Source organism: Rhizobium sp. BR 362 (assembly GCF_036528765.1).
Lineage (GTDB): Bacteria > Pseudomonadota > Alphaproteobacteria > Rhizobiales > Rhizobiaceae > Rhizobium.
Genome location: NZ_JARWGH010000003.1, coordinates 181114 through 204347, shown reverse-complemented (window position 1 = coordinate 204347; position 23234 = coordinate 181114). Strand labels below are relative to the sequence as shown.

General features: G+C 59.3%; 29 protein-coding genes. 16 read left to right on the top strand and 13 right to left on the bottom strand.

Annotated elements, in window-relative coordinates:
* Positions 1 to 55: 55 nt before the first annotated feature.
* The 4 genes from QDY28_RS05370 to QDY28_RS05355 form a co-directional block, all read right to left on the bottom strand.
* A complete protein-coding gene (locus QDY28_RS05370; protein WP_331380629.1) occupies positions 56 to 793 on the bottom strand; it encodes a DsbA family protein in 738 nt (245 codons plus the stop codon).
* A gap of 186 nt (positions 794 to 979) precedes the next feature.
* Positions 980 to 1252, bottom strand: coding sequence for a type II toxin-antitoxin system RelE family toxin (locus QDY28_RS05365; RefSeq protein ID WP_331380628.1), 273 nt, complete (start codon positions 1250 to 1252; stop codon positions 980 to 982).
* Positions 1236 to 1460 (bottom strand): type II toxin-antitoxin system RelB family antitoxin, encoded by a 225-nt coding sequence (gene relB, locus QDY28_RS05360; RefSeq protein WP_028750684.1) that lies wholly within the window; start codon positions 1458 to 1460, stop codon positions 1236 to 1238. Before relB ends, QDY28_RS05365 begins: the two co-directional genes overlap by 17 nt.
* 77 nt (positions 1461 to 1537) lie before the next feature.
* Positions 1538 to 2038 (bottom strand): DUF721 domain-containing protein, encoded by a 501-nt coding sequence (locus tag QDY28_RS05355; RefSeq protein ID WP_331380627.1) that lies wholly within the window; start codon positions 2036 to 2038, stop codon positions 1538 to 1540.
* Positions 2039 to 2136: 98 nt separating this feature from the next.
* Between QDY28_RS05355 and mutY the strand changes: the two genes are divergently transcribed.
* Genes mutY through QDY28_RS05340 form a run of 3 tightly spaced genes read left to right on the top strand, consistent with a single transcriptional unit; the run spans position 2137 to position 4227 of the window.
* Positions 2137 to 3246, top strand: a complete 1110-nt coding sequence (gene mutY, locus QDY28_RS05350) for an A/G-specific adenine glycosylase (protein WP_331380626.1) — start codon at positions 2137 to 2139, stop codon at positions 3244 to 3246.
* Positions 3243 to 3857: an HAD family hydrolase gene (locus QDY28_RS05345; protein WP_331380625.1), complete on the top strand. Its 615-nt coding sequence runs from the start codon at positions 3243 to 3245 to the stop codon at positions 3855 to 3857. Before mutY ends, QDY28_RS05345 begins: the two co-directional genes overlap by 4 nt.
* Before the next feature lie 4 nt (positions 3858 to 3861).
* Positions 3862 to 4227 (top strand): nuclear transport factor 2 family protein, encoded by a 366-nt coding sequence (locus QDY28_RS05340; protein WP_331380624.1) that lies wholly within the window; start codon positions 3862 to 3864, stop codon positions 4225 to 4227.
* Between the two features lie 165 nt (positions 4228 to 4392).
* Here the strand turns inward: QDY28_RS05340 and QDY28_RS05335 are convergent, their stop codons facing one another.
* The 3 genes from QDY28_RS05335 to QDY28_RS05325 all read right to left on the bottom strand — a co-directional run bounded on the left by QDY28_RS05335 (position 4393) and on the right by QDY28_RS05325 (position 6337).
* Positions 4393 to 5523 (bottom strand): site-specific DNA-methyltransferase, encoded by a 1131-nt coding sequence (locus QDY28_RS05335; protein ID WP_331380623.1) that lies wholly within the window; start codon positions 5521 to 5523, stop codon positions 4393 to 4395.
* Positions 5524 to 5624: 101 nt separating this feature from the next.
* Complete coding sequence (locus QDY28_RS05330) at positions 5625 to 6011, bottom strand: antibiotic biosynthesis monooxygenase family protein (RefSeq protein WP_331380622.1); 387 nt, start codon at positions 6009 to 6011, stop codon at positions 5625 to 5627.
* On the bottom strand, positions 6008 to 6337 hold the full coding sequence (locus QDY28_RS05325; protein ID WP_331380621.1) for an NIPSNAP family protein: 330 nt from the start codon (positions 6335 to 6337) through the stop codon (positions 6008 to 6010). The genes QDY28_RS05330 and QDY28_RS05325 overlap by 4 nt, the downstream gene beginning before the upstream one ends.
* Positions 6338 to 6408: 71 nt before the next feature.
* On the opposite strand from QDY28_RS05325, the gene QDY28_RS05320 reads away from it, so the two are divergent.
* The 3 genes from QDY28_RS05320 (at position 6409) to QDY28_RS05310 (ending at position 8538) form a co-directional block, all read left to right on the top strand.
* Positions 6409 to 7131 carry an ArsR/SmtB family transcription factor gene (locus tag QDY28_RS05320; RefSeq protein WP_331380620.1) on the top strand — a complete coding sequence of 241 codons (723 nt, stop codon included), beginning with the start codon at positions 6409 to 6411 and terminating at the stop codon, positions 7129 to 7131.
* 161 nt (positions 7132 to 7292) lie between these two features.
* Positions 7293 to 7634 (top strand): MarR family winged helix-turn-helix transcriptional regulator, encoded by a 342-nt coding sequence (locus QDY28_RS05315; RefSeq protein WP_331380619.1) that lies wholly within the window; start codon positions 7293 to 7295, stop codon positions 7632 to 7634.
* Positions 7635 to 7845: 211 nt separating this feature from the next.
* Positions 7846 to 8538, top strand: a complete 693-nt coding sequence (locus QDY28_RS05310; RefSeq protein ID WP_331380618.1) for an HAD family hydrolase — start codon at positions 7846 to 7848, stop codon at positions 8536 to 8538.
* A 115-nt stretch (positions 8539 to 8653) separates the two neighbouring features.
* Here the strand turns inward: QDY28_RS05310 and QDY28_RS05305 are convergent, their stop codons facing one another.
* Positions 8654 to 9184, bottom strand: coding sequence for a hypothetical protein (locus QDY28_RS05305; RefSeq protein ID WP_442967483.1), 531 nt, complete (start codon positions 9182 to 9184; stop codon positions 8654 to 8656).
* A 420-nt stretch (positions 9185 to 9604) separates the two neighbouring features.
* Here QDY28_RS05305 and thrC point away from each other — a divergent pair, with 420 nt between their 5' ends.
* Genes thrC through QDY28_RS05285 form a run of 4 tightly spaced genes read left to right on the top strand, consistent with a single transcriptional unit; the run spans position 9605 to position 15896 of the window.
* The gene (gene thrC / locus QDY28_RS05300) at positions 9605 to 11002 is read left to right on the top strand and encodes a threonine synthase (RefSeq protein WP_331380616.1); all 1398 of its coding nucleotides are present in this window, start codon (positions 9605 to 9607) and stop codon (positions 11000 to 11002) included.
* Positions 11003 to 11022: 20 nt separating this feature from the next.
* The gene (locus tag QDY28_RS05295) at positions 11023 to 12321 is read left to right on the top strand and encodes a M16 family metallopeptidase (protein WP_331380615.1); all 1299 of its coding nucleotides are present in this window, start codon (positions 11023 to 11025) and stop codon (positions 12319 to 12321) included.
* A gap of 51 nt (positions 12322 to 12372) precedes the next feature.
* Complete coding sequence (locus tag QDY28_RS05290; protein WP_331380614.1) at positions 12373 to 12987, top strand: GNAT family N-acetyltransferase; 615 nt, start codon at positions 12373 to 12375, stop codon at positions 12985 to 12987.
* A complete protein-coding gene (locus tag QDY28_RS05285; protein ID WP_442967482.1) occupies positions 12984 to 15896 on the top strand; it encodes an EAL domain-containing protein in 2913 nt (970 codons plus the stop codon). The genes QDY28_RS05290 and QDY28_RS05285 overlap by 4 nt, the downstream gene beginning before the upstream one ends.
* Positions 15897 to 15960: 64 nt before the next feature.
* Here the strand turns inward: QDY28_RS05285 and QDY28_RS05280 are convergent, their stop codons facing one another.
* The 3 genes from QDY28_RS05280 to QDY28_RS05270 all read right to left on the bottom strand — a co-directional run bounded on the left by QDY28_RS05280 (position 15961) and on the right by QDY28_RS05270 (position 18046).
* Positions 15961 to 17013, bottom strand: a complete 1053-nt coding sequence (locus tag QDY28_RS05280; RefSeq protein ID WP_331380612.1) for a zinc-binding metallopeptidase family protein — start codon at positions 17011 to 17013, stop codon at positions 15961 to 15963.
* A 141-nt stretch (positions 17014 to 17154) separates the two neighbouring features.
* Positions 17155 to 17346, bottom strand: a complete 192-nt coding sequence (locus QDY28_RS05275) for a CsbD family protein (protein WP_331380611.1) — start codon at positions 17344 to 17346, stop codon at positions 17155 to 17157.
* A gap of 94 nt (positions 17347 to 17440) precedes the next feature.
* Positions 17441 to 18046: a YqgE/AlgH family protein gene (locus QDY28_RS05270; RefSeq protein ID WP_331380610.1), complete on the bottom strand. Its 606-nt coding sequence runs from the start codon at positions 18044 to 18046 to the stop codon at positions 17441 to 17443.
* Positions 18047 to 18186: 140 nt separating this feature from the next.
* On the opposite strand from QDY28_RS05270, the gene QDY28_RS05265 reads away from it, so the two are divergent.
* Both QDY28_RS05265 and QDY28_RS05260 read left to right on the top strand, forming a co-directional pair.
* Positions 18187 to 19014 (top strand): protein-disulfide reductase DsbD domain-containing protein, encoded by an 828-nt coding sequence (locus QDY28_RS05265; protein ID WP_442967481.1) that lies wholly within the window; start codon positions 18187 to 18189, stop codon positions 19012 to 19014.
* A gap of 82 nt (positions 19015 to 19096) precedes the next feature.
* Positions 19097 to 19582 carry a peroxiredoxin gene (locus tag QDY28_RS05260; RefSeq protein WP_331380609.1) on the top strand — a complete coding sequence of 162 codons (486 nt, stop codon included), beginning with the start codon at positions 19097 to 19099 and terminating at the stop codon, positions 19580 to 19582.
* 53 nt (positions 19583 to 19635) lie between these two features.
* On the opposite strand, the gene QDY28_RS05255 is transcribed toward QDY28_RS05260, so the two are convergent.
* Positions 19636 to 19944, bottom strand: a complete 309-nt coding sequence (locus QDY28_RS05255) for a type II toxin-antitoxin system RelE/ParE family toxin (protein WP_331380608.1) — start codon at positions 19942 to 19944, stop codon at positions 19636 to 19638.
* Position 19945: 1 nt separating this feature from the next.
* On the bottom strand, positions 19946 to 20191 hold the full coding sequence (locus QDY28_RS05250) for a type II toxin-antitoxin system ParD family antitoxin (protein WP_331380607.1): 246 nt from the start codon (positions 20189 to 20191) through the stop codon (positions 19946 to 19948).
* Positions 20192 to 20389: 198 nt separating this feature from the next.
* On the opposite strand from QDY28_RS05250, the gene QDY28_RS05245 reads away from it, so the two are divergent.
* The 4 genes from QDY28_RS05245 to QDY28_RS05230 are packed head-to-tail and all read left to right on the top strand — an operon-like array spanning position 20390 to position 23089.
* The gene (locus tag QDY28_RS05245; protein ID WP_331380606.1) at positions 20390 to 20518 is read left to right on the top strand and encodes a hypothetical protein; all 129 of its coding nucleotides are present in this window, start codon (positions 20390 to 20392) and stop codon (positions 20516 to 20518) included.
* Positions 20515 to 21297 carry a metal ABC transporter ATP-binding protein gene (locus QDY28_RS05240; protein ID WP_331380605.1) on the top strand — a complete coding sequence of 261 codons (783 nt, stop codon included), beginning with the start codon at positions 20515 to 20517 and terminating at the stop codon, positions 21295 to 21297. The genes QDY28_RS05245 and QDY28_RS05240 overlap by 4 nt, the downstream gene beginning before the upstream one ends.
* Positions 21294 to 22166 (top strand): metal ABC transporter permease, encoded by an 873-nt coding sequence (locus QDY28_RS05235; protein ID WP_331380604.1) that lies wholly within the window; start codon positions 21294 to 21296, stop codon positions 22164 to 22166. Before QDY28_RS05240 ends, QDY28_RS05235 begins: the two co-directional genes overlap by 4 nt.
* A 20-nt stretch (positions 22167 to 22186) precedes the next feature.
* Positions 22187 to 23089 carry a metal ABC transporter solute-binding protein, Zn/Mn family gene (locus tag QDY28_RS05230; protein WP_331380603.1) on the top strand — a complete coding sequence of 301 codons (903 nt, stop codon included), beginning with the start codon at positions 22187 to 22189 and terminating at the stop codon, positions 23087 to 23089.
* The last annotated feature ends 145 nt before the right edge of the window (positions 23090 to 23234 follow it).

Genomic DNA, 23234 nt, shown 5'->3' with positions numbered 1-23234 from the left:
CAAAAAAACGGGCGCGCAGGTTTCCCCGCCGCCCGCCGTTTTGAAAAGGCACGGATCAGAGAAGGCTATCGATGAGCTTCGACATGGCATTAACCGACATGTCCCCTGCATAACGCTTGCCGTTGATCAAGAAGGTCGGCGTAGCATTGACGCCGAAGTCCTTGGCTGCACGTTCCCTAACTGAGTTGACATCATCCAGAAGCTTCTGGTTCGTCAAGCATTTCGTAAAGCTATCCTCAGTAAAACCGGCAAGTTTCGACATTTGCAGCAGTGCGGCACGGCCATCGACATCCGGCGACGCCCAGGCGATCTGCTGCTTGAACAGCATATCGACCATCGGCAGGTACTGTTCCTGCGGCGCGCAACGGGCCAGCATGAAGGCGGCGGCGGCGCGCGGATCGAAGGGGAATTCGCGGATAATGAAGCGAACCTTGCCGGTATCGATGTATTTCTGCTTGATCGCATCGAAGGTGGTCGTGGCGAAATGCGCGCAGTGCGGGCAGGTCAGCGACATGTATTCGACGATCTTGACCGGAGCGTCTTCCTTGCCAAGCGCGATTTCCGGCAGCGGGCCGGGCTTCAGCACCTCGTTCATGTCAACATTGCCTTCCGACGACGGAATTGCATCCTCCGGCGAGGCAGCGGTATTGGTGTTCTCCTGAGCGCCGCCGACCGTGGTGGCGTTGGCGGCGGATGCCGTGTCGGCAAAAGCAGCGAACGCCAGGGAGAGAGCCGCAACGGCGGTACCGCCCAGCAGGCGGCGTTTGGTCAAGAGCATGTCGGACATCGGCATAAGTCACCCGTCGTTTAAGAGGTCTGTGAATGGTTCATTGCGATATAACGGCTAGTTGCTACGAACAAGGCACGGTTGGCCAACTTTCTTCAAAGAATTGTGACCTGCCGAAGACAAAGAGGTTAAATTATCGTCAGAATTGATGGGGATGGGCGGTCGGTCCTAAATACGAACCGCGATGTGGAACTATCTTCGATAAACCTCACGGCGATTTCCGACCCGGACAATCAGAATTCGTATGGCGCTATCTTCGATGTGTGCGATTACTCGGCAGTCTCCCACCCGATATTTCCAGAAATCACCGAGATCAGAACCCTTCAAGGCCTCTCCGATTGAGCGCGGATTGTCCAGTTTGGCGACACGCTCATGAAGAAATTTAAGAATGCGGCGCGCAGTCTCATGTCCGAGCTTTTCGAGTTCGCGCTCCACAGATCGCTGAAACTCAATCGTCCACGCCATAGCGTGCCATTAACTCAGCCAGGGAAACGGTATCGCTCTCCCCCCGGCGAAACTCTTCCAAGCGCTTCTCCGCGAGATAGATATCCTCAAGGTCGTCCAGGTGCTCCAGGATCGCCTCACGGGCATAAAAGCTTTTACTGCGCCCGGTACGCTTGGCGAGCTCATCGAGTCTTGCTTCAATTTCCGGCGGAAGCCGTAGGGCCAACATCATCTTCACTCCAAATTGCTATACAAATATAGCATTCCGGAACCCGCCGACCAACTGCTTTCGTCGCAAGAACGAAGCTATCTTTTACCCCGCTTCCAAACCATCGCCGTGCCTAACCTCTGAATTGCCGCACGCAGCTTGTCGTCCTCGATGCCGTCCATCATGTCTTCCAGCTTTCGCGCTGCCTCGCCTTTCAGCGGCGGGGGCGTGCGCGAGCGTTTGGAGGCCACGAAGACCGGCTTTTGGACGATGCGGATCTGGCTGACGGCGTGGAAGCCGAAGAAGCCGTTGATACGCTGGATGAGTTCTCCCTGTGCATGGGTCAGAAACAGGGCGCGCGCGCCTTCGCAGGCGATGGTCAGCACACCAGGCTGGTAGCCACCGTCTTCGCCCGACCCGCCGCGTTTGGCCCAGGCGATCTTCTCCGGCCGCGTGCATTCGGCGAAATCCTCGCCGGCGATCTCGTCCCAGGAGCCGAGCAGCGCGGTATTGATTCCCGCACGCTTTGCCAGCACGGGATCGATGATGCCGTTGGTCAGCTCGGAAATCTGCTTTTCGCCTTTTCGGGGATAACTCATTGGATAGTGAACCCGGGACCCTGTTTGCGCATCCAAGGCCTTGATTGGCTAGCGCAGCTTGGCCAAGTATAGAGCACTTCCCCTCGATGCGGCAAATCATGACGACGACAATAGAATCCCCGACGGCCGCATCCCTGCTTTCCTGGTACGACCGCCATCACCGTGACCTCCCGTGGCGCGTCTCGCCGCCAATGGCAGCGCGTGGCATCCGACCTGATCCCTATCATGTCTGGCTATCCGAGGTGATGCTTCAGCAGACCACCGTGCCGGCAGTTAAGGCCTATTTCGCCAAATTCCTGGAGCGCTGGCCGACAGTCCGTGACCTTGCGGCGGCGCCCACCGACGATGTCATGGCTGCCTGGGCAGGGCTTGGTTATTACGCCCGCGCCCGCAACCTGAAGAAATGTGCGGAGGCCGTGGCGGCGGAGCATGGAGGGCAGTTCCCGGACACCGAAGATGGACTGCGCGCCTTGCCAGGAATCGGCGACTACACCGCCGCGGCAGTCGCTGCCATCGCATTCAACCGGCAAGCGGCCGTCATGGACGGCAATGTCGAGCGGGTTATTTCCCGCCTTTACGCCATTGCCACACCTTTGCCGGCCGCCAAGCCGCTGATGAGGCAGAAGGTGGCATTGCTGACGCCAACCGATCGTGCCGGCGATTTCGCGCAGGCGATGATGGATCTGGGCGCGACGATCTGCACGCCGAAACGGCCGGCATGTTCGCTCTGTCCCTTCAACAATGCCTGCAAGGCGCTGCGGCTGCATGATCCCGAGCATTTTCCTGTCAAAGCGGCAAAGAAGGAAAAACCGGTACGCCAGGGTGCCGCTTTCGTGGCTGTGAATGGCGATGGCGAGATTTATCTGCGCCGGCGCATCGCCAGTGGCCTTCTCGGCGGCATGACCGAAGTGCCGACGACCGGCTGGACGGCACGCATCGACGGCGAGACCAGCGCCACCGCCGCCCCCTTCCCGGCCGATTGGCAGGCAGCAGGCATTGTAACGCATGTCTTCACCCACTTCGAACTGCGGCTATCGATCTATCGCGCTCAGGTGGCATCTAACATGATCCGCAATGACGGATGGTGGGAGCCGGTTACAAATCTTGAAGCGCAGGCCTTGCCGACCGTCATGAAAAAAGCGATCGCACAGGCTATTCCACGCGCATTCGCTAAAGCCAGCGCTTACACATCAGGACCCAATTCATGACCACGGAAATCCGCCACATCGTCTTCGACATCGGCAAGGTGCTTGTTCACTATGACCCGAGCATCCCCTATAGCCGAATCATCCCGGATGAAGCGGAGCGAGCCTGGTTCCTCGCCAACGTCTGCACGAATGAATGGAATATCGAGCAGGATCGCGGTCGGACGTGGGAAGAGGCCGAAGCGCTGCTGATCGCCGAGCATCCCGAGCGGGAGGAACAGATCCGCGCCTTCCGCAAATATTGGCATGACATGGTACCACATGCCTACGACGACAGCGTCGCCATCCTGGAGAAACTGATTGCCGAGGGCCGCGATGTCACCATGCTGACCAATTTCGCCTCCGACACGTTTCGCGAGGCACAGACGCGCTTCGATTTCCTGTCCAAACCGCGCGGCGTCACCGTGTCCGGCGACATCGGCCTCATCAAGCCGGATGTTGCAATCTACGAAGCGCATGTGAAAAGTTTCGGTCTGGATCCGGCCTCCACCATCTTCATCGACGATTCGCTCGCCAACGTGGAAGGTGCAAAGGCTGCGGGTTGGAACGCCGTCCATTTCACTGGCGCCGAGAAGCTGCGCCGCGATCTCGCCGGCTACGGCATCGAGGTTTGAGCTCATGGTTTTCGATCCGGCAGAACGCATCACCCTGTTTCATGACGCGATCAACAGGCTCGACTACGAAGCAATCGAAAATTTCTTCGCGGAGAATGCCACCTACGTCTCGAACGGCGTCGGCAGCCTTGCCGGTCGCGAGGCGATCATGGAAGCTTTCCGCGGCTATTTCGATACCTATCCGGATCAAACCGCCGCTAATTCCTTGGTGGAAACGCTGACGCCGCTTTCCGGCCGCGCCGTCTGGTCCGTCCGGGCAACGAACAGCAAGACCGGCAAGCCGTTGATCCGGGAGGGTGAAGAGACGATCACCTTCGACGAAAACGGACGCGTCGTCCGGGTCGAGGTGACGGATTATCAGGAGTTTTGAGCCGTCAAAAAAAGACGCCCAGGATTTGTGAATCCTGGGCATCTCGCCTTCCTCCCTAACTGGAGGTACTCGACGGAAGAAGGCGGATATGCGGATCCGGCTGCAGCATGGTCGCGAAAGCCGGGAAAGGCTTTCGGATAAACCATGCCGCTTAAATAATTGCGATTATTCCGCCTTGGCCAGATCATTGCGGACGATCGACCGCAACTCGTCAATCGGGCGCAGGGACTGCCCGTCGTCGAAGTGCCAGAACGTCCATCCGTTGCATGCATCAAGGCCCTGGACTTTTGCACCGAGGCGATGAATGGAGCCTGCTTCGCCGCCGGAGGCGACCGTACCGTCGGCGCGCACGATGGCGCTATAGCGGCGCCTCGCATCCGTCAGCACCTGGCCGGGCTTGATGAGACCGCTTTCGATCAGCACGTTGAAGGCGACGCGAACTTCGGCCTTCTTGCCGGTCATGACGGTCAGTTCCGCCTTTCCGAGTGGCTCGACGGCTGCGATGCGGGCGCTGGCCGCGTCGATGTAATCCTGTTCGCGTTCGATGCCGACGAAGTGGCGGCCAAGGCGCTTGGCGACGGCGCCGGTGGTGCCAGAGCCGAAGAAAGGATCGAGAATGATGTCGCCGGGCTTGGACGATGCCATGATGACGCGCGCAAGCAGGGCTTCCGGCTTCTGCGTCGGATGCGCCTTCTTGCCGTCCTGATCCTTCAACCGCTCGCCGCCGCTGCAGATCGGAAACAGCCAGTCGGAGCGCATCTGCACGTCGTCATTGGCGGCTTTCATGGCGTCGTAATTGAAGGTGTAGCCCTTGGCCTTAGCGTTAGGGCTTGCCCAGATCATCGTTTCATGGGCGTTCTGAAAGCGACGGCCCTTGAAATTCGGCATCGGGTTGGTCTTGCGCCAGACGATGTCGTTGAGGATCCAGAAGTTCAGATCCTGCATCGTCGCACCGACGCGGAAGATATTGTGATAGGAACCGATGACCCAGATCGTGCCCGTCGGCTTCAGCACGCGACGGCAGGCAAGCAGCCAGGCGCGGGTAAAGGCGTCATAGGCTTCGAAGGAAGCAAACTGGTCCCACTCGTCATCGACGGCGTCGACCAGCGACTGGTCGGGGCGATGCAGCGTGCCGCCGAGCTGCAGATTATAAGGCGGGTCGGCGAAGATGACATCGACGGAATGCGTGGGCAGTGCTTCAAGAGCGGCCACGCAATCGCCCTTGATGATCGTGTCGACCCAAGAGCCCGACGTTGCGGAAGTCCTGAGGTCGGCAAGCGGGAAAACTGACGCCATGTGATACTCGCTGTTACACTTACTCGATACGCTTAACTGAGTGTTATGGTTACCTAAGTTGGTTACCAAAGGCTGAAGCGGGCATCACATTTTGCAAATTCTCAAGGCTGCGTCGATTGTCCGTCGTCGCTCGCGGTCTCCGATCCATCATGCACCGCCCGGCTATCAGCCGGGGCCTCGTCCCTCTCATTCATTCCATAATCACGCACCACATGCGCTATACGCAGGCGATAATCCGCAAAAACGCCGCCTCGCCCGGCCTTTTGCGCAGCGCGATGGGCCTCACGATTGCGCCATTCCTTGACCGCCGCCTCGTCGCGCCAGAAGGACAGCGAGAGAAGCTTGCCGCGTTGCGTCAGGCTCTCGAAGCGTTCGATGGAGATGAAGCCGTCGATCGTCTCGAGTTCCGCGCGCAGCTTGCCGGCAAGATCGAGATAGTGATGCCGTTCGCCGAGATAGGGAACGACTTCGAAAATGACGGCGATCATGGCGTCACCTTCGGGCCATGCGGCAGCGAAACATTTTTCAGGAAGATACGATCTTCCCTGATGATGAAGCGTTCGCGGCAGGAGAAATCGTAGTTCGCCTTGCCGAGCGGGTCGGCTGTGAGGCGAGCGCGGTAGGCTTCATAAGCAGCCAAGCTTTCGATGTTATAGACGCCGTATGCCGTCGTCTCCGAACCTTCATGCGGTGCGAAATAGCCGATGAGATCAGCGCCGTTGCGTGGGATGACCTGGCCCCAAGCCCTGGCGTATTCGGCAAAGGCATCCTTTTTGAAGGGATCGATTTCGTAGCGGATGAAACAGGTGATCATGGTCGTTTCCTTTGGTGATGGGGATGTTTTCGCATATTGCGTGACGTCGATGCTTCGGTTACGATCGAAGTATGAAGGAAGGTCCTGACATAGCGCAGATCGGCGCGCTCATCGGCGATCCGGCGCGCGCAAACATGCTCACCGCTCTGATGGATGGCCGCGCCCTGACGGCAACGGAACTGGCCGAGGTCGGCGGTATCACCCTGCAGACGGCGAGCACGCATTTGTCGAAACTCGAAGCGGGCGGGTTGCTCGCGCAGCGAAAGCAAGGCCGGCACCGCTATTTCGCGCTGGCCGACGATGGCGTCGGCAAGCTGCTTGAAAGTATCATGGGCTTTGCTGCCACGCGAGGACATCTGCGCCACCGGCCTGGCCCGAAAGAGCCGGCGCTGCGCAAGGCACGCATCTGCTACGACCATCTTGCCGGGGATTACGGCGTGCGCATGCTTGATAGCCTGATCGCATCCGGCGCGATCTTGGAGGTCGGCGACGGTTTGAATTTGACGGAATGCGGCGAAGCGCGGCTTACCTCGATCGGCATCGACGTGACGGGGCTGCGCTCGACACGGCGCCCGCTCTGCCGCTCCTGCCTCGATTGGAGCGAACGCCGTGCACATCTCGCCGGCAGCCTCGGCAAGGCGCTGCTTTCCAATTTCTTCGACAAGGGCTGGGCTCGGCGAATGGAAAACAGCCGTTCGATCCTATTTACCTCGGAGGGTGAACGCCGGTTTCTGGCGCTGTTTCCTATTGAAGCCGGCGAGTTGGATAAAGGACCCGAGAGCGTCGACGCCTGAATGTCGGACATCTCTCCAGGTCTTGACGGCAACTTGACTTGGTGCATATGCACATGCATATTGGCATCATGCAAACCGAAGACGATCTTGGTGCTCTTGCGTGCCATTGCTTGGCGACCAGGCAACTGGCAAGGCACGTCTCGAAACTCTACGAGCGCCATATGGCGCCGACCGGCATAACCAGCACGCAGTTTTCGCTCCTGAACTTCCTCCGGCAGAATGAGCGGATGACCATGAACGAACTGGCGGCCGCGATGCTGATGGACCGCACGACCCTGCTGCGGGCCGTGAAGCCGCTGCAGCAACAGGAGCTGATCGTCAGCGCGCCCGAAACGGACGGGAGCCGTCGGCTGATGTTGAAGCTCTCGCCCGCTGGGCGAAGCAAGATTACCGAGGCACAGCCATTCTGGCAGGCGGCTCAAGAGGAATATGAGGCGCAGGTTGGGCAATTGCATGCCAAAAGCCTGCGCAGCGACTTTTTCAACATGACTCATCACGGTTGACCCTTTTAGTCGGCCCCAAAACTCGGCCTATCCTTTCCGCCAACGCAATACTGCCATGTCTGCTCGTTGGTTGAGCTTTGCCGGAGCATCGTGTAAAGCCGCACAATCCCATTCAGAGCAGGCCCATTCAGAGCAGGCCCCAAGAAGCGCCACGCAGTTTTTGGATTAAGGCCATGCCTATTTAGAGCCCCACTAAAGGCAGTGTATTCTCATGAGCAATGGCTTCGACCTCATCATCTTTGACTGCGACGGCGTTCTGGTCGATTCGGAAATCATCGCGGCGGATGTTGAATCCAAGCTCCTGACGGAAGCAGGTTACCCGATCGGCGTCGAAGAAATGGGCGAGCGCTTTTCCGGCATGACCTGGCAGAACATTCTGTTCGAAGTCGAACGTGAGGCGAGCATCCCGATCTCGGCATCGCTGCTCGACAAGTCCGAAAAGCTTCTGGACTTGAGGCTCGCCAACGACGTCAAGGCTATCCCGGGCGTTCCTCTTGCCCTGTCACGCCTGCCGATGCCGCGTTGCGTCTGCTCGAACTCCAGTTCCGCACGGCTCGACATGATGCTCTCCAAGGTCGGCTACAAGGAACTGTTCGCCCCGCACATCTATTCCGCCAAGGATCTCGGCGCCGACCGCGTGAAGCCGAAGCCGGATATTTTCCTGCACGGCGCCAAGCAATTGAACGTTGCGCCGGCCAACGTCATTGTCGTCGAAGACTCGGTCCATGGCGTCCACGCGGCACGCGCCGCCGGCATGCGCGTCATCGGCTTCACCGGCGCTTCGCACACCTATCCTTCACATGCCGACCGGTTGACCGATGCGGGCGCGGAAACGGTGATCTCCCGGATGGCCGATCTGCCCGGCGTGGTGATGGCGCTGGCGGAGTGGGAAGGCGTTTTGTGAGGCCGGTAGGCAATAGGCAATAGAAGCTGCGCCTATATTGTCGGCAGTGGCAAGGACAAGGTGACCTTTTACTACTGCCTACTGCCTACTGCCTACTGCCTGCCCGATCACAACCTTACTGATGCTTCTTGCGGACTGGCTTCTGGCCCTTCTCGGGTTTCTGCGGCCCTTGATCGAAGCTGACCTGGACAACCGTGAAGCCACCGGAGCCGCCGGCGACGTTGATGTCGTCATCGGTGAAGAGGAATTGCGTCGTGGTTTCGCCCGGCGGGATTTCGGCGGTGAAATTGACGGTCTTGCTGTAGAGCGCGGTGTTGTTGTCCATAACGGCAACATGGATCGGCAGGGTCACCTTACCGGGTCCTCCCATCGGGCCGGCGACAAGGCGGCCCTGCGCGACGACATGGATGCTGAGACTGCTGCCATCGGTCGTGCATTGGCGCGTTGCCTGGGCGAGCGATGCCTGATAGGTCAACTGGTTCGGATCGTCCTTGGCACCTTTCGCGTAGGTGCGATAGCTGGACGCCTCATCACGGATTACGACTTGCGGGCACTTGCCGGCCACATAGGCCTGGCCGCCGGTCACCTGCGGCGCGGGGCTGGCGGAAGATGGGTTGCCGGCCGTTGCCTGCGGCGCTACCGTCACATCCGTTCCAGCCTGCTTGTCGCTACCGCCGAAACCGAGAGAACTACAACCAGCCAACAATGCCAAAGTCGAAGCGGAGAAAAGACGACGCGAAACCCTGCCAAACACTATTATTCCACCCTCTGCAATAATTCACATTATCGGCCTGCAGCCTGTTCGACGGGCCTTTTATGACACTTGGCGATGGTCTATACCAGCGGCGCAACGAAAAATCGATTGGGTAGGCACCGTTTTGGCTCACTTTTCGACGTCGACAGATTGGCGCAAGCCGCCGCCCACCGGACAGAGCCGGGCGGGCCTTGTGCAAACGCGAAAACCACGCGGCTGATCCGACGCAAAAAGACGGGCTGCCATCGCTTCGTTCTTTTACCCTCTCATCCCACCACTCCGGCAATTTTGCGACCAAAGGAATTCTAAACCGTGGATTACATCTCAACGCGGGGTGAAGCCCCTGCCCTTGGCTTCTGCGACGCCCTTCTGGCCGGCCTTGCGCGCGATGGCGGGCTCTACGTACCCCGTGAATGGCCGACCCTTACAAAAAAAGAGGTCCGTGCTTTCCGAGGCAAGAGCTATCAGGACGTCGCCTTTGCCGTGTTGTCGCCTTTCACCAACGGCGAAATTCCGGACGATGTCTTCCGGAGCATGATCGACGAAGCCTATGCCACCTTCCGCCATCCGGCCGTCGCGCCGCTGGTGCAGACAGGTCCGAACAGTTTCGTGATGGAGCTGTTCCACGGCACGACGCTTGCCTTCAAAGACGTCGCCATGCAGTTGCTGGCGCGGCTGATGGATTACGCCTTGGAAAAGCGCGGCCAAAGGGCGACCATTGTCGGCGCGACCTCGGGCGACACCGGCGGGGCGGCGATCGACGCCTTTGCTGGACGCGGCCGCACCGACATCTTCATCCTCTTCCCGCATGGCAAGGTCTCCCCGGTGCAGCAACGGCAGATGACCACCTCGACGGCGGCCAATGTGCATGCGCTGGCGATCAACGGCAATTTCGATGACTGCCAGAACCTGGTCAAAGCCATGTTCAACGACACCACCTTCCGCGACCACGTCAAACTTTCGGGCGTCAATTCGATCAACTGGGCGCGCATCATGGCGCAGGTGGTCTATTATTTCACCACCGCCGTCGCGCTCGGCGGCCCGGACAGGAAGATTTCCTTCACCGTCCCGACCGGCAATTTCGGCGATATTTTCGCCGGCTACGTCGCCAAGCGCATGGGCCTGCCGATCGACCGGCTGGTGATCGCCACCAATGAGAACGACATTCTTGCACGCACGCTGAAGACCGGGCGTTATGAGATGCGTGAGGTCAAGGCCACCACCGCGCCGTCCATGGACATTCAGATCTCCTCCAACTTCGAACGGCTGCTGTTCGAAGCCCATGGCCGCGATGCGTCGAAGGTCCGCGCTGCCATGGAAAGCCTGAAACAATCGAAGGGTTTTTCGATCGGCGAAAAGGCTCTGAAGACCATCAAGAAGGACTTCCGCGCCGGCCGCGCCAACGAGAAACAGGTCGCTGCGACGATCCGCAAAACACTCGATAACACCGGCTATCTCATCGATCCACACACGGCCATCGGCGTCTTCGTGGCAGAGAAAAACGAGAAGTCGTCAAGCCCGATGGTTACGCTTGCCACCGCACATCCGGCAAAATTCCCCGCCGCAGTAAAATCGGCATGCGGTATTGACCCGGCGCTTCCGACGTGGCTTGCTGGACTGATGAACAGGGAGGAGCGTTTCGATATCCTCGATCCCGAGCTGAAAGCCGTTGAAACTTTTATCGGCAAACATGCCCGGGCCGGGGAATGATAGACGCAGAAAGATAGACGATGACAGTGGAGTGCACCCGGCTTGCGTCCGGGCTGACAGTAGCGACCCAGACGATGCCACACCTCGAAAGCGTGGCACTCGGCGTCTGGATCAAATCGGGTTCGCGTAATGAAACCGAGGCGGAACACGGCATCGCGCATCTGCTGGAACACATGGCATTCAAGGGCACGGCCCGCCGCACGGCGCGCGAAATCGCCGAGGAAATCGAAAATGTCGGCGGCGAAGTCAATGCCGCCACCTCGACCGAGACGACCTCCTATTATGCCCGCGTGCTGAAGGATCATGTGCCGCTCGCCGTCGATATCCTCGCTGATATCCTCACCGAATCCGCCTTCGACGAGGATGAACTCCAGCGCGAAAAGCAGGTCATCCTGCAGGAAATCAACGCAGCGAACGACACGCCCGACGATGTAGTCTTCGACAAGTTTTCCGAAGTCGCCTATCGCGGCCAGACGCTCGGCCGGGCGATTCTAGGGACGCCGGAAACCGTGGTCTCCTTCTCGCCCGGGCAAATCCGCGGTTATCTCAGCCGGAATTACACGACCGATCGCATGTTCGTGGTTGCCGCCGGCGCGGTGGATCACGAAAGCTTCGTGCGCCAGGTCGAAGAGCGTTTCTCCACCCTGCCGACCAAGCCCTCGGCGCCGCCCGTCATCGAACCTGCCCGCTATATCGGTGGCAATATCCGCGAGACGCGAGACCTGATGGATGCGCAGATCCTGCTCGGCTTTGAAGGCCGCGCCTACCACACGCGCGATTTCTACTGCTCGCAGATCCTCGCCAACATCCTCGGCGGCGGCATGTCCTCGCGGCTGTTCCAGGAAGTACGTGAGTTCCGCGGCCTCTGTTATTCCGTCTATGCCTTCCATTGGGGCTTCTCCGACACCGGCATCTTCGGCATCCATGCCGCGACCGGCGGCGAGAACCTGCCGGAACTGCTGCCGGTCATCGTCGACGAGCTGCACAAATCCTCCCACAAGATCGAACAGCAGGAAATCGAGCGCGCCCGCGCCCAGATCCGCGCGCAGTTGCTGATGGGCCAGGAAAGCCCGGCAGCCCGCGCCGGCCAGATCGCGCGGCAGATGATGCTCTACGGCCGGCCAATTCCAAATCAGGAAATGCTGGAGCGGCTGCAAGGCATTACTATCGACCGGCTGACCGATCTGGCCGGCCGCCTGTTCTTCGACACGGTGCCGACGCTGTCGGCGATCGGACCGTTGGAGCAGTTGGCGCCGATGGAAGATATCGTGACATCCCTATCATCTTCGACCCCAGCCTCCATAAGCGCGAGCGGCTAAAACCCACATCGCGCGCCGATGGGTTCAATCTTCCGGGGAGTACTGGGCGGAATGCAAAAATCGGTCTTTCGGTTTCTGTCACGTCATCCGGACGCGGTTGAACTCGAAAACGAGACCTATCTGCTGCGTCTGCCCCGCTATTCCGATTTCAATCAGTGGCACCGGCTGCGCGCCGAAAGCCGCCGTTTCCTGGAACCCTGGGAACCCACCTGGCGGCATGACGAACTGACCGAGGGCGCCTACCGGGCCCGTGTCATTCGGGGAAAACAGGAATATAGTTCCGGCCAGGCCATTCCACTTTTTATTTTCCTTAAAGAGAATATGACCTTGCTGGGTGGCATAACGATCGGTTACATCCGCCGTGGCGCTGCACAAAGCTGCATGATTGGTTATTGGATGGGCGAGCGGCATTCAGGCCAGGGCCATATGTTCGCCGCACTTCAGTTGGTTATACCCTATATCTTTTCCGGACTTGAGTTGCACCGTATTGAAGCAGCCTGTATTCCGGATAACGAGCGTAGCATGCGGCTTTTGGAAAAGGCCGGTTTCCAGCGGGAAGGTCATTTGCGCGGTTATCTAAAAATTAACGGTCAGTGGCGTGATCACGTGATGTTTTCCCGGTTGGCATCCGATGCCGACCTGAGCAGAAAATCCGACAAACCATGACCGTCGACCTCACGCCGGCCCCGCCGTTGACCAAATGGTTGTCCGCGATCCTCGCGACGCTTGCGGCTGTCATGTTGTTCCTGCTTGCCGGCATGGCGCATGCAGCCGAGCCCGTGAAGATTTCGCGCGACGATACCGCGCTTGATCTGACGGCGACGACCGAGATCTACACCAATCAGGGTGAAGCCTTTCAGGTTTCCACAGCAGCCGGCGCCGACGGCATTCGCCGCCGTATTGAGGTACGATCCTCGTCGCCGAACCATCAAGGCGACTGGGCGGTCTTCGCACTCGCCAATGTCTCGGAAGAGCAGCTCGAACGCGTCATCGTCGCGCCTCACTTCCGTCTGGTGAATTCGAAATTGTTCTGGCCGGATCTCGGCTCGCAACGCATCATCGCCATCACGCCGAGCGAAGGCTTTGCTCTCGACCGGCAGCCGAGCGACGAGGCGGATGTCTTCCGCATCACGCTGAACCCCGGCGCGGTCGTCACCTTTGTCGCCGAACTCTCCTCACCGAACCTGCCGCAGCTCTATCTTTGGGAACCGAACGCCTACAAGGACACGGTCAACGCCTTCACGCTCTATCGGGGCATCGTGCTCGGCATTGCCGGTCTGCTGGCGGTGTTCCTGACCATTCTCTTCGTGGTCAAAGGTACCTCGATGCTGCCGGCGACGGCTGCGCTTGCCTGGGCGGTGCTCGGCTACATCTGCGTCGATTTCGGTTTTCTCGGCAAACTCATCAGCATTACCTCCAGCGATCAACGAATATGGCGCGCCTGTGCGGAGGTGGCGCTCGCGTCGAGCCTGGTGGTCTTCCTGTTCACCTATCTGAACCTCAATCGCTGGCATGCGCATCTCGGTTATGTGACGCTTGCCTGGGTGCTCGGTCTCGCCCTTCTCTTCGGCGTTGCGATCTATGATCCGTCGATCGCGGCCGGCGTCGCTCGGCTATCGCTGGCGCTGACGGCAACGGCGGGGCTACTGCTGATCATCTATCTCGGCTTCAGCCGCTATGACCGCGCCATTCTGCTCGTGCCCGCCTGGGCGCTGATCCTCGTCTGGCTATTCGGCGCCTGGATGACGATAACGGGCAAGCTCGACAACGACATCATCCAGCCCGCCCTCGGCGGCGGCCTCGTTCTGATCGTGCTCCTGATCGGTTTCACGGTGATGCAGCATGCCTTTGCCGGTGGCGCATTTCAGCAGGGCCTGTTCTCCGATCTCGAGCGGCAATCCCTGGCGCTCACTGGTTCCGGCGATACTGTTTGGGACTGGGATGTGGCACGCGACCGCGTGGTGACGACGCCGGATATCTCGGTGAAACTCGGCCTGTCTCCAGGCACTATGCATGGCGCAGCGCGCAACTGGCTGCCGCGCCTGCACCCCGATGATCGCGATCGTTTCCGCGCGACGCTCGACGTGCTTCTTGAACACCGCCGCGGCCGGCTGAACCATGAATTCCGCATCCGCGCCGAAGACGGGCATTTCCATTGGCTGTCGATCCGCGCTCGCCCGGTGCTGGGTTCGAACGGCGAAATCATCCGCTGCGTCGGCACCGTCGTCGATGTCACCGAGCAGAAGAATTCGATCGAGCGTCTGCTTCACGACGCGCTGCACGACAATCTGACCGGACTTCCGAACCGTCAGGTCTTTATCGACCGCCTGCAGGCCGTTCTCGCCTTGGCGCCGGAAGGCAATCAGGTGCGTCCGACGGTGATGGTGATCGACATTGATCGCTACAAGCTGGTCAACGATACGCTCGGCGTCGCTGCCGGCGACAATATTTTGATCGCGCTGACGCGGCGGCTGCGCCGCCTGATGAAGCCGCAGGACACGCTGGCGCGGCTTTCCGGCGACCAGTTCGGCCTTATCCTTGTTTCGGAGCGCGATCCGGCCAAGGTCGCCGATTTCGCCGATGCCATCAGCAAGGCAATCATGGTGCCGATCAATTTCGCCAATCGCGAAATCATCCTGACAGCTTCGATCGGGCTGACGTCCTGGGTCGATCAGCAGGAAAGCGCTATGGGTCTTTTGAGCGACGCCGAGCTTGCCATGTACCGCGCCAAACGGGCCGGCGGCAATCGCGTCGAGCCTTTCCAGCCCGCTTTCCGCAGCTTCGGCACTGATCGTCTGCAGCTTGAAACGGACCTTCGCCGTGCTGTCGAGCGCAAGGAGCTGTCGCTGGTTTACCAGCCGATCGTTCGGCTGGAGGATGCCGAAGTCGCCGGTTTCGAGGCACTGATGCGCTGGGAGCATCCGAAACGCGGCAATATTCCGCCGTCGGAATTCATCCCGATCGCCGAGGCTTCCGATATCATCGGCCCACTCGGCATGTTCGCGATGGAGCAGGCAACCAACGATCTGATGGCCTGGCAGCGCCAGACCGGCGATCTGCCGCTCTTCGTTTCCATCAACCTGTCCAGCGTGCAGCTCCTCAACAACGAGCTCTACGACGATATCCGCGCCCTGCTCGCCAAAACCCATTGCGAGCCGAACCGCATCAAGCTCGAATTGACGGAATCGCAGGTGATGGAAAATCCGGAACAGGCCCGCCTCGTGCTCGGCAAGCTGCGCGAAGCCGGCATCGGTCTGGCACTCGACGATTTCGGCACCGGTTATTCCTCGCTCTCCTATCTCACCCGCTTCCCCTTCGACACGATCAAGCTCGACAAAGCGATGGTGCGCGATGAAAGCGACAAGAAGGCCGTGCTTCTGCGTTCGGTGATTTCCATGGCGCGCGAGCTCAACATGCGCGTCGTCGCCGAAGGCATCGAGTCGGAAGAGGATGCACTCGAACTCGCCAAGATGGGCTGCGCCTATGGCCAGAGCTTCATCTTCGGCCCGCCGATGGGATCGGACTCGGTGCTGCGGCTGCTGAAGGAACGATTTCCGCTGACGAAGCGGGCCTGACGGTTCCCTTTATACTGGCGGGGATTTTCTCCAATAACTCCCCTTCCCGCTAGGGTGAGGGAAATTATGCTGCATCAATCACCTGCCGAATATAGTCCAGTTTGGAGACGACCGGCGGCGACAGGATGAAGGGGTAGGAATCCCGCTCACCCATGCTGCGCTGGATGGAATTGATCGCGACGCTCAGTGGAATCCAGGCGCTGACGAGTTGTTCGGCGCTCTCAGCCTTGTAGGGATTGAAATCCACCTCCGCCGCCATTTCGTGATAGCCACGAGGATCGACCGCAAGACCGAAGGAGCGGGCAGTCTCCAGCGTATCGACGATGTGAAGATAATGCGCGAAACACTCGGCAAAATCTTCCCAGGGGTGGGCGCTGGCATAGGCGCTGATGAAATTCTCCTGCCAGTTCGCCGGCGGGCCATTGTCGTAATGCTGCTGCAGGGCCGCGCCGTAATCCACCCGCTCATCGCCGAAGATGGCGCGGAAGGCATCGAACTGATCGCGGTCGCGGATCAACTTGTTCCAGATGAAATGCCCAGTCTCATGACGGAAATGGCCGAGCAGCGTGCGGTAAGGCTCGTTCATTGACGTGCGGGCCTGTTCGCGCGTCACATCGTCGGCCTCGGCCGCACGGATGGTGATGAGGCCCTCCTCATGGCCAGTGGTGGCCGGCACGACGGTGCCGTCCTGCACCTCATCCTCGAGGAAATCGAAGACTAGCCCGCCTTCCGGATCCTGCTTGCAATCGGGATGCGGCAGACGCCAGCGTAACAAGGAATAGAACAGATGCCGTTGCGCCTGGCCGATGCGCCTCCAACGGTCTATGCCCTGCTGCGTATCCGTATTCGGCACCAGCCGGTTATGACGACAGGCGATGCAAAAGGGTTCGGGATCTTCCGCTTCGACCATCCAATTGCAGATATCCAGCGTAGCATTGGCACAGAAGCGGACGACCTGGGTCGGCTCGGCAACAAGGCGCCAATTCGATCCATCGGCCTCCAGCGCATGCATCGCGAGACGCTCGGGAACAAAGCCAAGCCGATAGCCGCAGCGCACGCATTGCCGGTTATCGAAATGGACCGGTTGGCCGCAATGGTCGCAGGCGTAAAGCCTCATGGAAAGCGCTCCGAATTTGGCCCTGGCAAATATGGAAAAGAGCCTGTCGCGAATTCGTGACAGGCTCTTTCACTGCACCGGGCATGCGACAGCATGCGAAAGGGCGCAGCACTTAGTTTGGCGCATACCCGAACTGCCGGATCACATCCGGTCTACTGCGCCCTTGGCTTTATCCTTGGCCTTGCCAACGGCCACTTGGGCCTTACCTTTAGCCTTCTGGGCCGTGCCTTCGGTTTGCATGCTCTTGCTCTTGGTGGCCTTGCCAGCCACCTGTTTGGCTTTGCCAGCCGTCTCGTTGGCTTTGCCGGATACCTTGTCACTCATGCTGCCCATGGCGAACGCCTCCTCATTCAGCACCAGCGGAGTTGCCGGCGCGGTGACAAAGAAACGTCACTATCAATATTTCGTTCCACAAGGACGTTGAGGGCTAGGCATGCCCCGCGTGCGGCGACAGCATGGCGGCATTGATACCCATCAAAGCCAAGGCACGTTCATACTTATCGTCAAGGCTGCGGTCGAAGATCAATTCCTCGTTGGCCGGGCAATTGAGCCAGCCGTTATTGCTGATTTCCGCCTCCAATTGACCCGCACCCCAGCCGGCATAGCCGAGCAGCATGGTGGCGCGCTTTGGCCCGCCGCCCTTGGAAATGGCGCGCACGATATCCAATGTTGCGGTCAGGCTGATATCGTCGCTCACCGGAATACTGCTGTCGCTGATATAGTCGTCGGAATGGAGGACGAAACCGCGGCCGCTTTCGACCGGCCCGCCGGTCTGGATCGGGAAATCACGGGCGACCGGCGGCAGAAGAATAGCATCGTCATCCTTGATCATTTCGAGATGCAGCAGCACATCGGTAAAGGTCAGGTTCTGCGCGCGGTTGATGACGAAGCCCATGGCGCCCGCGGCGGAATGGGCGCAGATATAGATCACCGTGCGATTGAAATTCCGGTCTTCCATACCGGGCATGGCAATCAGGAACTGGCCGTCGAGAAAACCTCTTTCGCTTCTATTCTTCAGAGTCGATAGGGACATCGTACCTCCTGACTGCAGTCTGTAACTGCGCCCCTCGAAAAGAAGATGGGGCAATGTCATAAATCAATCAACTGAAAATGATCATTTCTTTTTCGCACCGTTCTGGCCGAGGCCTGCGCCATCCGGTAAATCCTTGTTCCATGATCGGAAAACTCTCTTTTATCCCGCTGTTGACAATGCTGGCAGCCGCAACGCTAAGTGACAGCACTGCCCATGCTGCCATGAGCGACTGGGCAAACAATGAGGGCGGCCGCATGCGGCTGGTGGCGCTGGCGGCGGATGCTCAGGGCCATATCCGCGCCGCTCTGCAAATCGAGCCTGCACCCGGCTGGATTACCTATTGGCGCGAGCCGGGCGAAAGCGGAATTCCGCCGCAGGTCAGTCCAGCGCCCGATAGTGGCGTTACGCTGGAAAAGACCAGCTATCCTACGCCGAAGCCGATCACCGTCGGCGCGATTCAGGAAATTGGCTACGATGCCCCGGTGACGTTTCCTCTCGATTTCCGTGTCAGCAGCCATCCGCCAGCGACACTCCACCTCACAGCCTTCATCGGGCTCTGCAAGGACATCTGCATTCCCTTCCAGACCGAATTTTCGCTGCCGCTGCCCGCTGCCGGCCAATCGACGGCGCATGAACAGGCGCTGCTGGACGCCGCCGACGCCTCGTTGCCGCAGGCTCCTTCTCCTGATTTTGCCGTCGAAGATCACCGGCTCTCGCCCGACGCAAAGACCCTTTCGCTGCGCCTGACGCTACCGGAGGCAACAGCAAGCGCTCCGTCGATCTACGTGACCGGGCCGGCCGGCTATGTCTTTTTCAAACAGGCGAACGGCACACGCGACGGTAAGATCTTTGCGACGGATATCGCGATCGGCAAGCTTCCGAAGAATTACGATATCAAGGGCAAAAGCTGGGGCATCCTCGTCATTGACGGCGAACACGCCATGGAAACCACGCTTGCGTTCGAATAGCGCGGACCTATAGTTTCGCCCAACCATTTTCATTCAAAGGGCGGCGGTTCAGCCGCCTTGATCGCAACCAAAGGAGAGTGCCATGACCATCGCTATCGGCGACAAACTGCCTGCCGCCACCTTCAAGGAAAAAACTGCAGACGGTCCGGTGGAGCTCACCACCGACCAGCTTTTCGCCGGCAAGCGTGTCGTGCTTTTCGCCGTTCCCGGCGCCTTTACGCCGACCTGCTCGCTGAACCATCTGCCTGGCTATCTGGAAAACCGCGACGCCATACTTGCCAAGGGCATCGACGACATCGCCGTCGTTGCCGTCAATGACTGGCATGTCATGGGCGCCTGGGCGCAATCCTCCGGCGGCATGGGCAAGATCCATTTCCTTGCCGATTGGGACGCCTCTTTCGCCAAGGCCCTGGGCCTCGATATCGACCTCTCCGCCGGCGGCCTCGGCATCCGCTCGAAGCGCTATTCCATGCTGGTGGAAGACGGCGTGGTGAAGACGCTCAACATCGAGGAAAGCCCCGGCCAAGCGACGGTTTCTGGCGCGGCAGCGATGATCGAGCAGCTTTAGGCTTTGAGGATGAAAGGACAAAGGGTATCCGAAGACCGGCGCCCTTTGTCCTACTAGCTGCCCTTGTCAAAATGGCGTTCAAGGTCTCGATGGCCTTCGAGGATGTTCGCAACTTCAAAAACATCATCGACGTAGCGGAAGAAGATCACGTACCCCTGAAATGCAAAACTGCGAGCATCGGTCAACAATTCGGGCCTTGCACGACCCATCTGACCTGGCAGTGTCGCCAAGTGACGACACTTGCCACGAAGTTTGCCAATAAAATTTCGAGCGCTTTCCGCGCTACCTCCTTCTTGTCTGATATATCGATAGATATTATCGAAATCGGCTTTGGCACTCGCTAGATAACGAATGCGCGGCACATCAATAACCTTCTTTCTTCAGCTCGGCTTCCACCGCGTCTAGCGATGCATCGAGCTCTTCTTCCGATACATCGCCACCACCAGCGATCGATGCCTCCAAAGTGCGTCGCAAAGCTGCGATTTTCGCCTCACGCTCCTCTACGAGCCGGAGACCTTCCCGCACAACTTCGCTGGCGGAGCTGTACCGCCCTTCTTCGACCGTTTTTTCAACGAATTTTTCCCAGCGCTCACCAATTGAGACGTTCATGGGCGTATCCTTTTGTGCAGCCTTCACAATGAGCCGTGTAACATATAATGCGCAATCTATAGCATTGGCAGCGATTAAGGCCAATCGTCATCGTGATTTTTTCTGGCGATCAAAGATATAAGCGCCGCATTCCGCCACTTTTCCGCCGCATTTCCTGGGTTACAAGACGTAATGTTATTACATAATGGAAATTGCCATATGTCTTTCAGCAAAGATCCCTTTATCTCATCCCTGATCGGGCGATCGGCATTGACACGCCTCGCCCTTGTTGCGATCGGCATTGCAATTCTCTGGGCTGCGATCGGTTGGGCGGTGGCGCTGGCATGAGCGCTCCCATCCGTCTCGACAATCTCACCGTCGCCTATGAGCGGCATCCCGCCGCACACCACATTTCCGGCACCTTCCAGGCCGGCAGCCTGACGGCGATTGCCGGGCCCAATGGCGCCGGCAAATCGACGCTGCTCAAGGCAATCATTGGAGAATTGAAGCCGGCGGAAGGGTCTATCGATCGCGGCACGCTTTCGCGCAACGATTTCGCCTATCTGCCGCAGGCGGCTGACATCGTCAGACGTTTTCCGATCTCTGTGGCCGATACCGTCATGCTCGGCGCTTGGAAGAATTCCGGTGCCTTCGGCCGTTTTTCACGCGCCGACGCAGAACGTGCCCGAGATGCGCTCGCGGCTGTGGGTCTTGCCGGTTTCGAGCGCCGGCACATCGGCTCGCTTTCAGCCGGGCAATTCCAGCGCGTACTCTTTGCGCGGCTGCTGCTGCAGGACGCCCAAGTCATCCTCCTCGATGAACCCTTTACCGCCATCGACCAGCGCACCACGCGCGACCTGCTGGACATTGTCCTGCGCTGGCATAGCGATGGACGCACGGTGATTGCGGTGCTGCATGATTTCGATCAGGTGCGTGCGCATTTTCCGCAGACGCTGCTGATCGCCCGCGAACTCATTGGTTGGGGCCGGACAGAGGACGTTATGAGTTCCGACAATCTCATCAAGGCGCGGGCAATGGCCGAGCAATGGGACGAGGACGCCGAAGACTGCGTCCCGAAACGGGAGTTTACCCACCAGCAATTGGCGAAGCGGGAGCCGGCTCAATGACGGCCTATGACATCTTCCTCGCGCCCTTTGCCGACTACGGCTTCATGCGGCGCGCGCTCGTCGCCTGCCTTTGCCTCGGGCTTGGTTCCGGACCAATCGGCGTCTTTCTGATGCTGAGGCGCATGAGCCTGATGGGTGATGCCATGAGCCATGCCGTACTGCCGGGGGCCGCCATTGGCTATCTGATCGCCGGTTCGCTGTCGCTGACGGCAATGGGGCTTGGCGGGCTTGTGGCCGGCCTGTCGGTGGCGCTGCTTTCCGGGCTTGTCAGCCGCATGACGGTGCTGCAGGAGGATGCGAGTTTCGCCAGCTTCTATCTAACGTCACTGGCGCTCGGCGTACTCATCGTATCTCTGCGTGGCTCCAATATCGATCTCCTGCATGTGCTATTCGGCACCATCCTGGCGATCGACGCCCCTGCCCTCTACCAGATCGGCGCGATCACCACGGTGACGCTTTTGGCGCTCGCCGTCATCTACCGGCCATTGGTGATGGAGTGCTTCGATCCCGGTTTTCTGCGCGCCGTCGGCGGTCGCGGGCCGGTCTATCATTTTCTCTTCCTGCTGCTGGTGGTGCTCAATCTCGTCGCCAGCTTCCAGGCGCTCGGGACGCTGATGGCGGTCGGGCTGATGATGCTGCCGGCGGCGATCGCGCAGCTCTGGTCGCGCAGCCTGCCTGCAATGATGGTGATCGCGGCGGCAACAGCGACTGCGTCTGGCTATGTCGGGCTTATCGCCTCCTATCACCTCGAATTCGCCTCCGGCCCGACCATCATCATCACGGCAAGCCTGATCTACGGCTTTTCCATTCTCTTCGCACCCTCGGGCCTCGCCCGCCGGTTTATTCCCCGCCCCCATCTCAGGGGCTAATCTTGATCAAGGAGATTTTTATGATCAGACGCAGACTGCTTCTCTCCGCGGTGCTGCCGGCTTTCATCGCCTTCGGCATCGCGGCACCGGCTTCGGCTGAAACCCTCGACGTTGTCGCCTCCTTCACCGTGCTCGCCGATGTCGTCAAGCAGGTCGGCGGCGACCATGTGAAGGTGTCGAGCCTTGTCGGCGCGAACGGCGATCCCCATGAATTCGAGCCTTCGCCGACTGACGCCAAGAAGCTCAATGCAGCCAAGATCACCTTCGTCAGTGGCGAAGGTCTGGAAGGCTGGATGGATCGGCTGATCAGCGCTTCCGGCTATAAGGGCACGCCGGTCGTCGTCTCCGAGGGCATCAATACCCGCACCATGGTCGACGATGGCAAGACCATCATCGATCCACACGTCTGGAACAGCCCGGTCAATGTGAAGATCTGGGTTGCCAATATCGAAAAAGCGCTATCCGCCGCCGATCCGGCCGACGCCGCCGATTTCAAGGCCAATGCCGAGCGCTATACCAAGACGCTGACCGACCTTGATGCCTACGCGCAAGGCAAGTTCGACAAGATCGCCGGGGATCGCCGCAAGATCCTGACGAGCCATGACGCATTCGGCTATTTCGGCCGCGAATACAACGTCACCTTCCTGTCGCCCCTTGGTGTTTCGACCGAAACCGAGGCCTCGGCAGCCGGCGTCGCCAAGCTGATCGAGCAGATCAGAACGGAGCACGTGAAGACCTATTTCTTCGAAAACTCGAACGATCCGCGTCTCGTCCAGCAGGTTGCCAAGGCCACCGGCGCCGAGCCTGGCGGCGAGCTCTATGTCGAGGCTCTCTCCAAGGCGAACGGCCCGGCTGCGACATATGAAAAAATGTTCCGTTATAACGTTGATCAGCTTGCTGCCGCGATGGCGAGGTCGAGCTGAGAAAACCGGACAAACGTGGCCGCGGGGATGTGCCTGCGGCCTCGGTCCATTTGAAAGATCAAGAGCGGAAGCCATGGGAAGGCAAAAACAAATGGACAATACTTCCATAACAATTTATATAACAAGTTATATAAATGAAGCCATA

Bases quoted from the DNA above. Each gene is read 5' to 3' on its own strand.
- QDY28_RS05310 (WP_331380618.1), top strand. From the start codon at position 7,846: ATGAGCAATGGCTTCGACCTCATCATCTTTGACTGCGACGGCGTTCTG.
- QDY28_RS05330 (WP_331380622.1), bottom strand. From the start codon at position 6,011: ATGATCGCCGTCATTTTCGAAGTCGTTCCCTATCTCGGCGAACGGCAT.
- QDY28_RS05240 (WP_331380605.1), top strand. From the start codon at position 20,515: ATGAGCGCTCCCATCCGTCTCGACAATCTCACCGTCGCCTATGAGCGG.
- QDY28_RS05250 (WP_331380607.1), bottom strand. From the start codon at position 20,191: ATGAACGTCTCAATTGGTGAGCGCTGGGAAAAATTCGTTGAAAAAACG.
- QDY28_RS05325 (WP_331380621.1), bottom strand. From the start codon at position 6,337: ATGATCACCTGTTTCATCCGCTACGAAATCGATCCCTTCAAAAAGGAT.
- QDY28_RS05370 (WP_331380629.1), bottom strand. From the start codon at position 793: ATGCCGATGTCCGACATGCTCTTGACCAAACGCCGCCTGCTGGGCGGT.
- QDY28_RS05275 (WP_331380611.1), bottom strand. From the start codon at position 17,346: ATGGGCAGCATGAGTGACAAGGTATCCGGCAAAGCCAACGAGACGGCT.
- QDY28_RS05265 (WP_442967481.1), top strand. From the start codon at position 18,187: ATGATCGGAAAACTCTCTTTTATCCCGCTGTTGACAATGCTGGCAGCC.
- QDY28_RS05320 (WP_331380620.1), top strand. From the start codon at position 6,409: ATGAAGGAAGGTCCTGACATAGCGCAGATCGGCGCGCTCATCGGCGAT.
- QDY28_RS05295 (WP_331380615.1), top strand. From the start codon at position 11,023: ATGACAGTGGAGTGCACCCGGCTTGCGTCCGGGCTGACAGTAGCGACC.
- QDY28_RS05260 (WP_331380609.1), top strand. From the start codon at position 19,097: ATGACCATCGCTATCGGCGACAAACTGCCTGCCGCCACCTTCAAGGAA.
- QDY28_RS05340 (WP_331380624.1), top strand. From the start codon at position 3,862: ATGGTTTTCGATCCGGCAGAACGCATCACCCTGTTTCATGACGCGATC.
- QDY28_RS05355 (WP_331380627.1), bottom strand. From the start codon at position 2,038: ATGAGTTATCCCCGAAAAGGCGAAAAGCAGATTTCCGAGCTGACCAAC.
- QDY28_RS05235 (WP_331380604.1), top strand. From the start codon at position 21,294: ATGACGGCCTATGACATCTTCCTCGCGCCCTTTGCCGACTACGGCTTC.
- QDY28_RS05285 (WP_442967482.1), top strand. From the start codon at position 12,984: ATGACCGTCGACCTCACGCCGGCCCCGCCGTTGACCAAATGGTTGTCC.
- QDY28_RS05230 (WP_331380603.1), top strand. From the start codon at position 22,187: ATGATCAGACGCAGACTGCTTCTCTCCGCGGTGCTGCCGGCTTTCATC.
- QDY28_RS05345 (WP_331380625.1), top strand. From the start codon at position 3,243: ATGACCACGGAAATCCGCCACATCGTCTTCGACATCGGCAAGGTGCTT.
- relB (WP_028750684.1), bottom strand. From the start codon at position 1,460: ATGTTGGCCCTACGGCTTCCGCCGGAAATTGAAGCAAGACTCGATGAG.
- QDY28_RS05270 (WP_331380610.1), bottom strand. From the start codon at position 18,046: ATGTCCCTATCGACTCTGAAGAATAGAAGCGAAAGAGGTTTTCTCGAC.
- QDY28_RS05365 (WP_331380628.1), bottom strand. From the start codon at position 1,252: ATGGCGTGGACGATTGAGTTTCAGCGATCTGTGGAGCGCGAACTCGAA.
- QDY28_RS05245 (WP_331380606.1), top strand. From the start codon at position 20,390: ATGTCTTTCAGCAAAGATCCCTTTATCTCATCCCTGATCGGGCGATCG.
- QDY28_RS05280 (WP_331380612.1), bottom strand. From the start codon at position 17,013: ATGAGGCTTTACGCCTGCGACCATTGCGGCCAACCGGTCCATTTCGAT.
- QDY28_RS05335 (WP_331380623.1), bottom strand. From the start codon at position 5,523: ATGGCGTCAGTTTTCCCGCTTGCCGACCTCAGGACTTCCGCAACGTCG.
- mutY (WP_331380626.1), top strand. From the start codon at position 2,137: ATGACGACGACAATAGAATCCCCGACGGCCGCATCCCTGCTTTCCTGG.
- QDY28_RS05290 (WP_331380614.1), top strand. From the start codon at position 12,373: ATGCAAAAATCGGTCTTTCGGTTTCTGTCACGTCATCCGGACGCGGTT.
- QDY28_RS05315 (WP_331380619.1), top strand. From the start codon at position 7,293: ATGGCGCCGACCGGCATAACCAGCACGCAGTTTTCGCTCCTGAACTTC.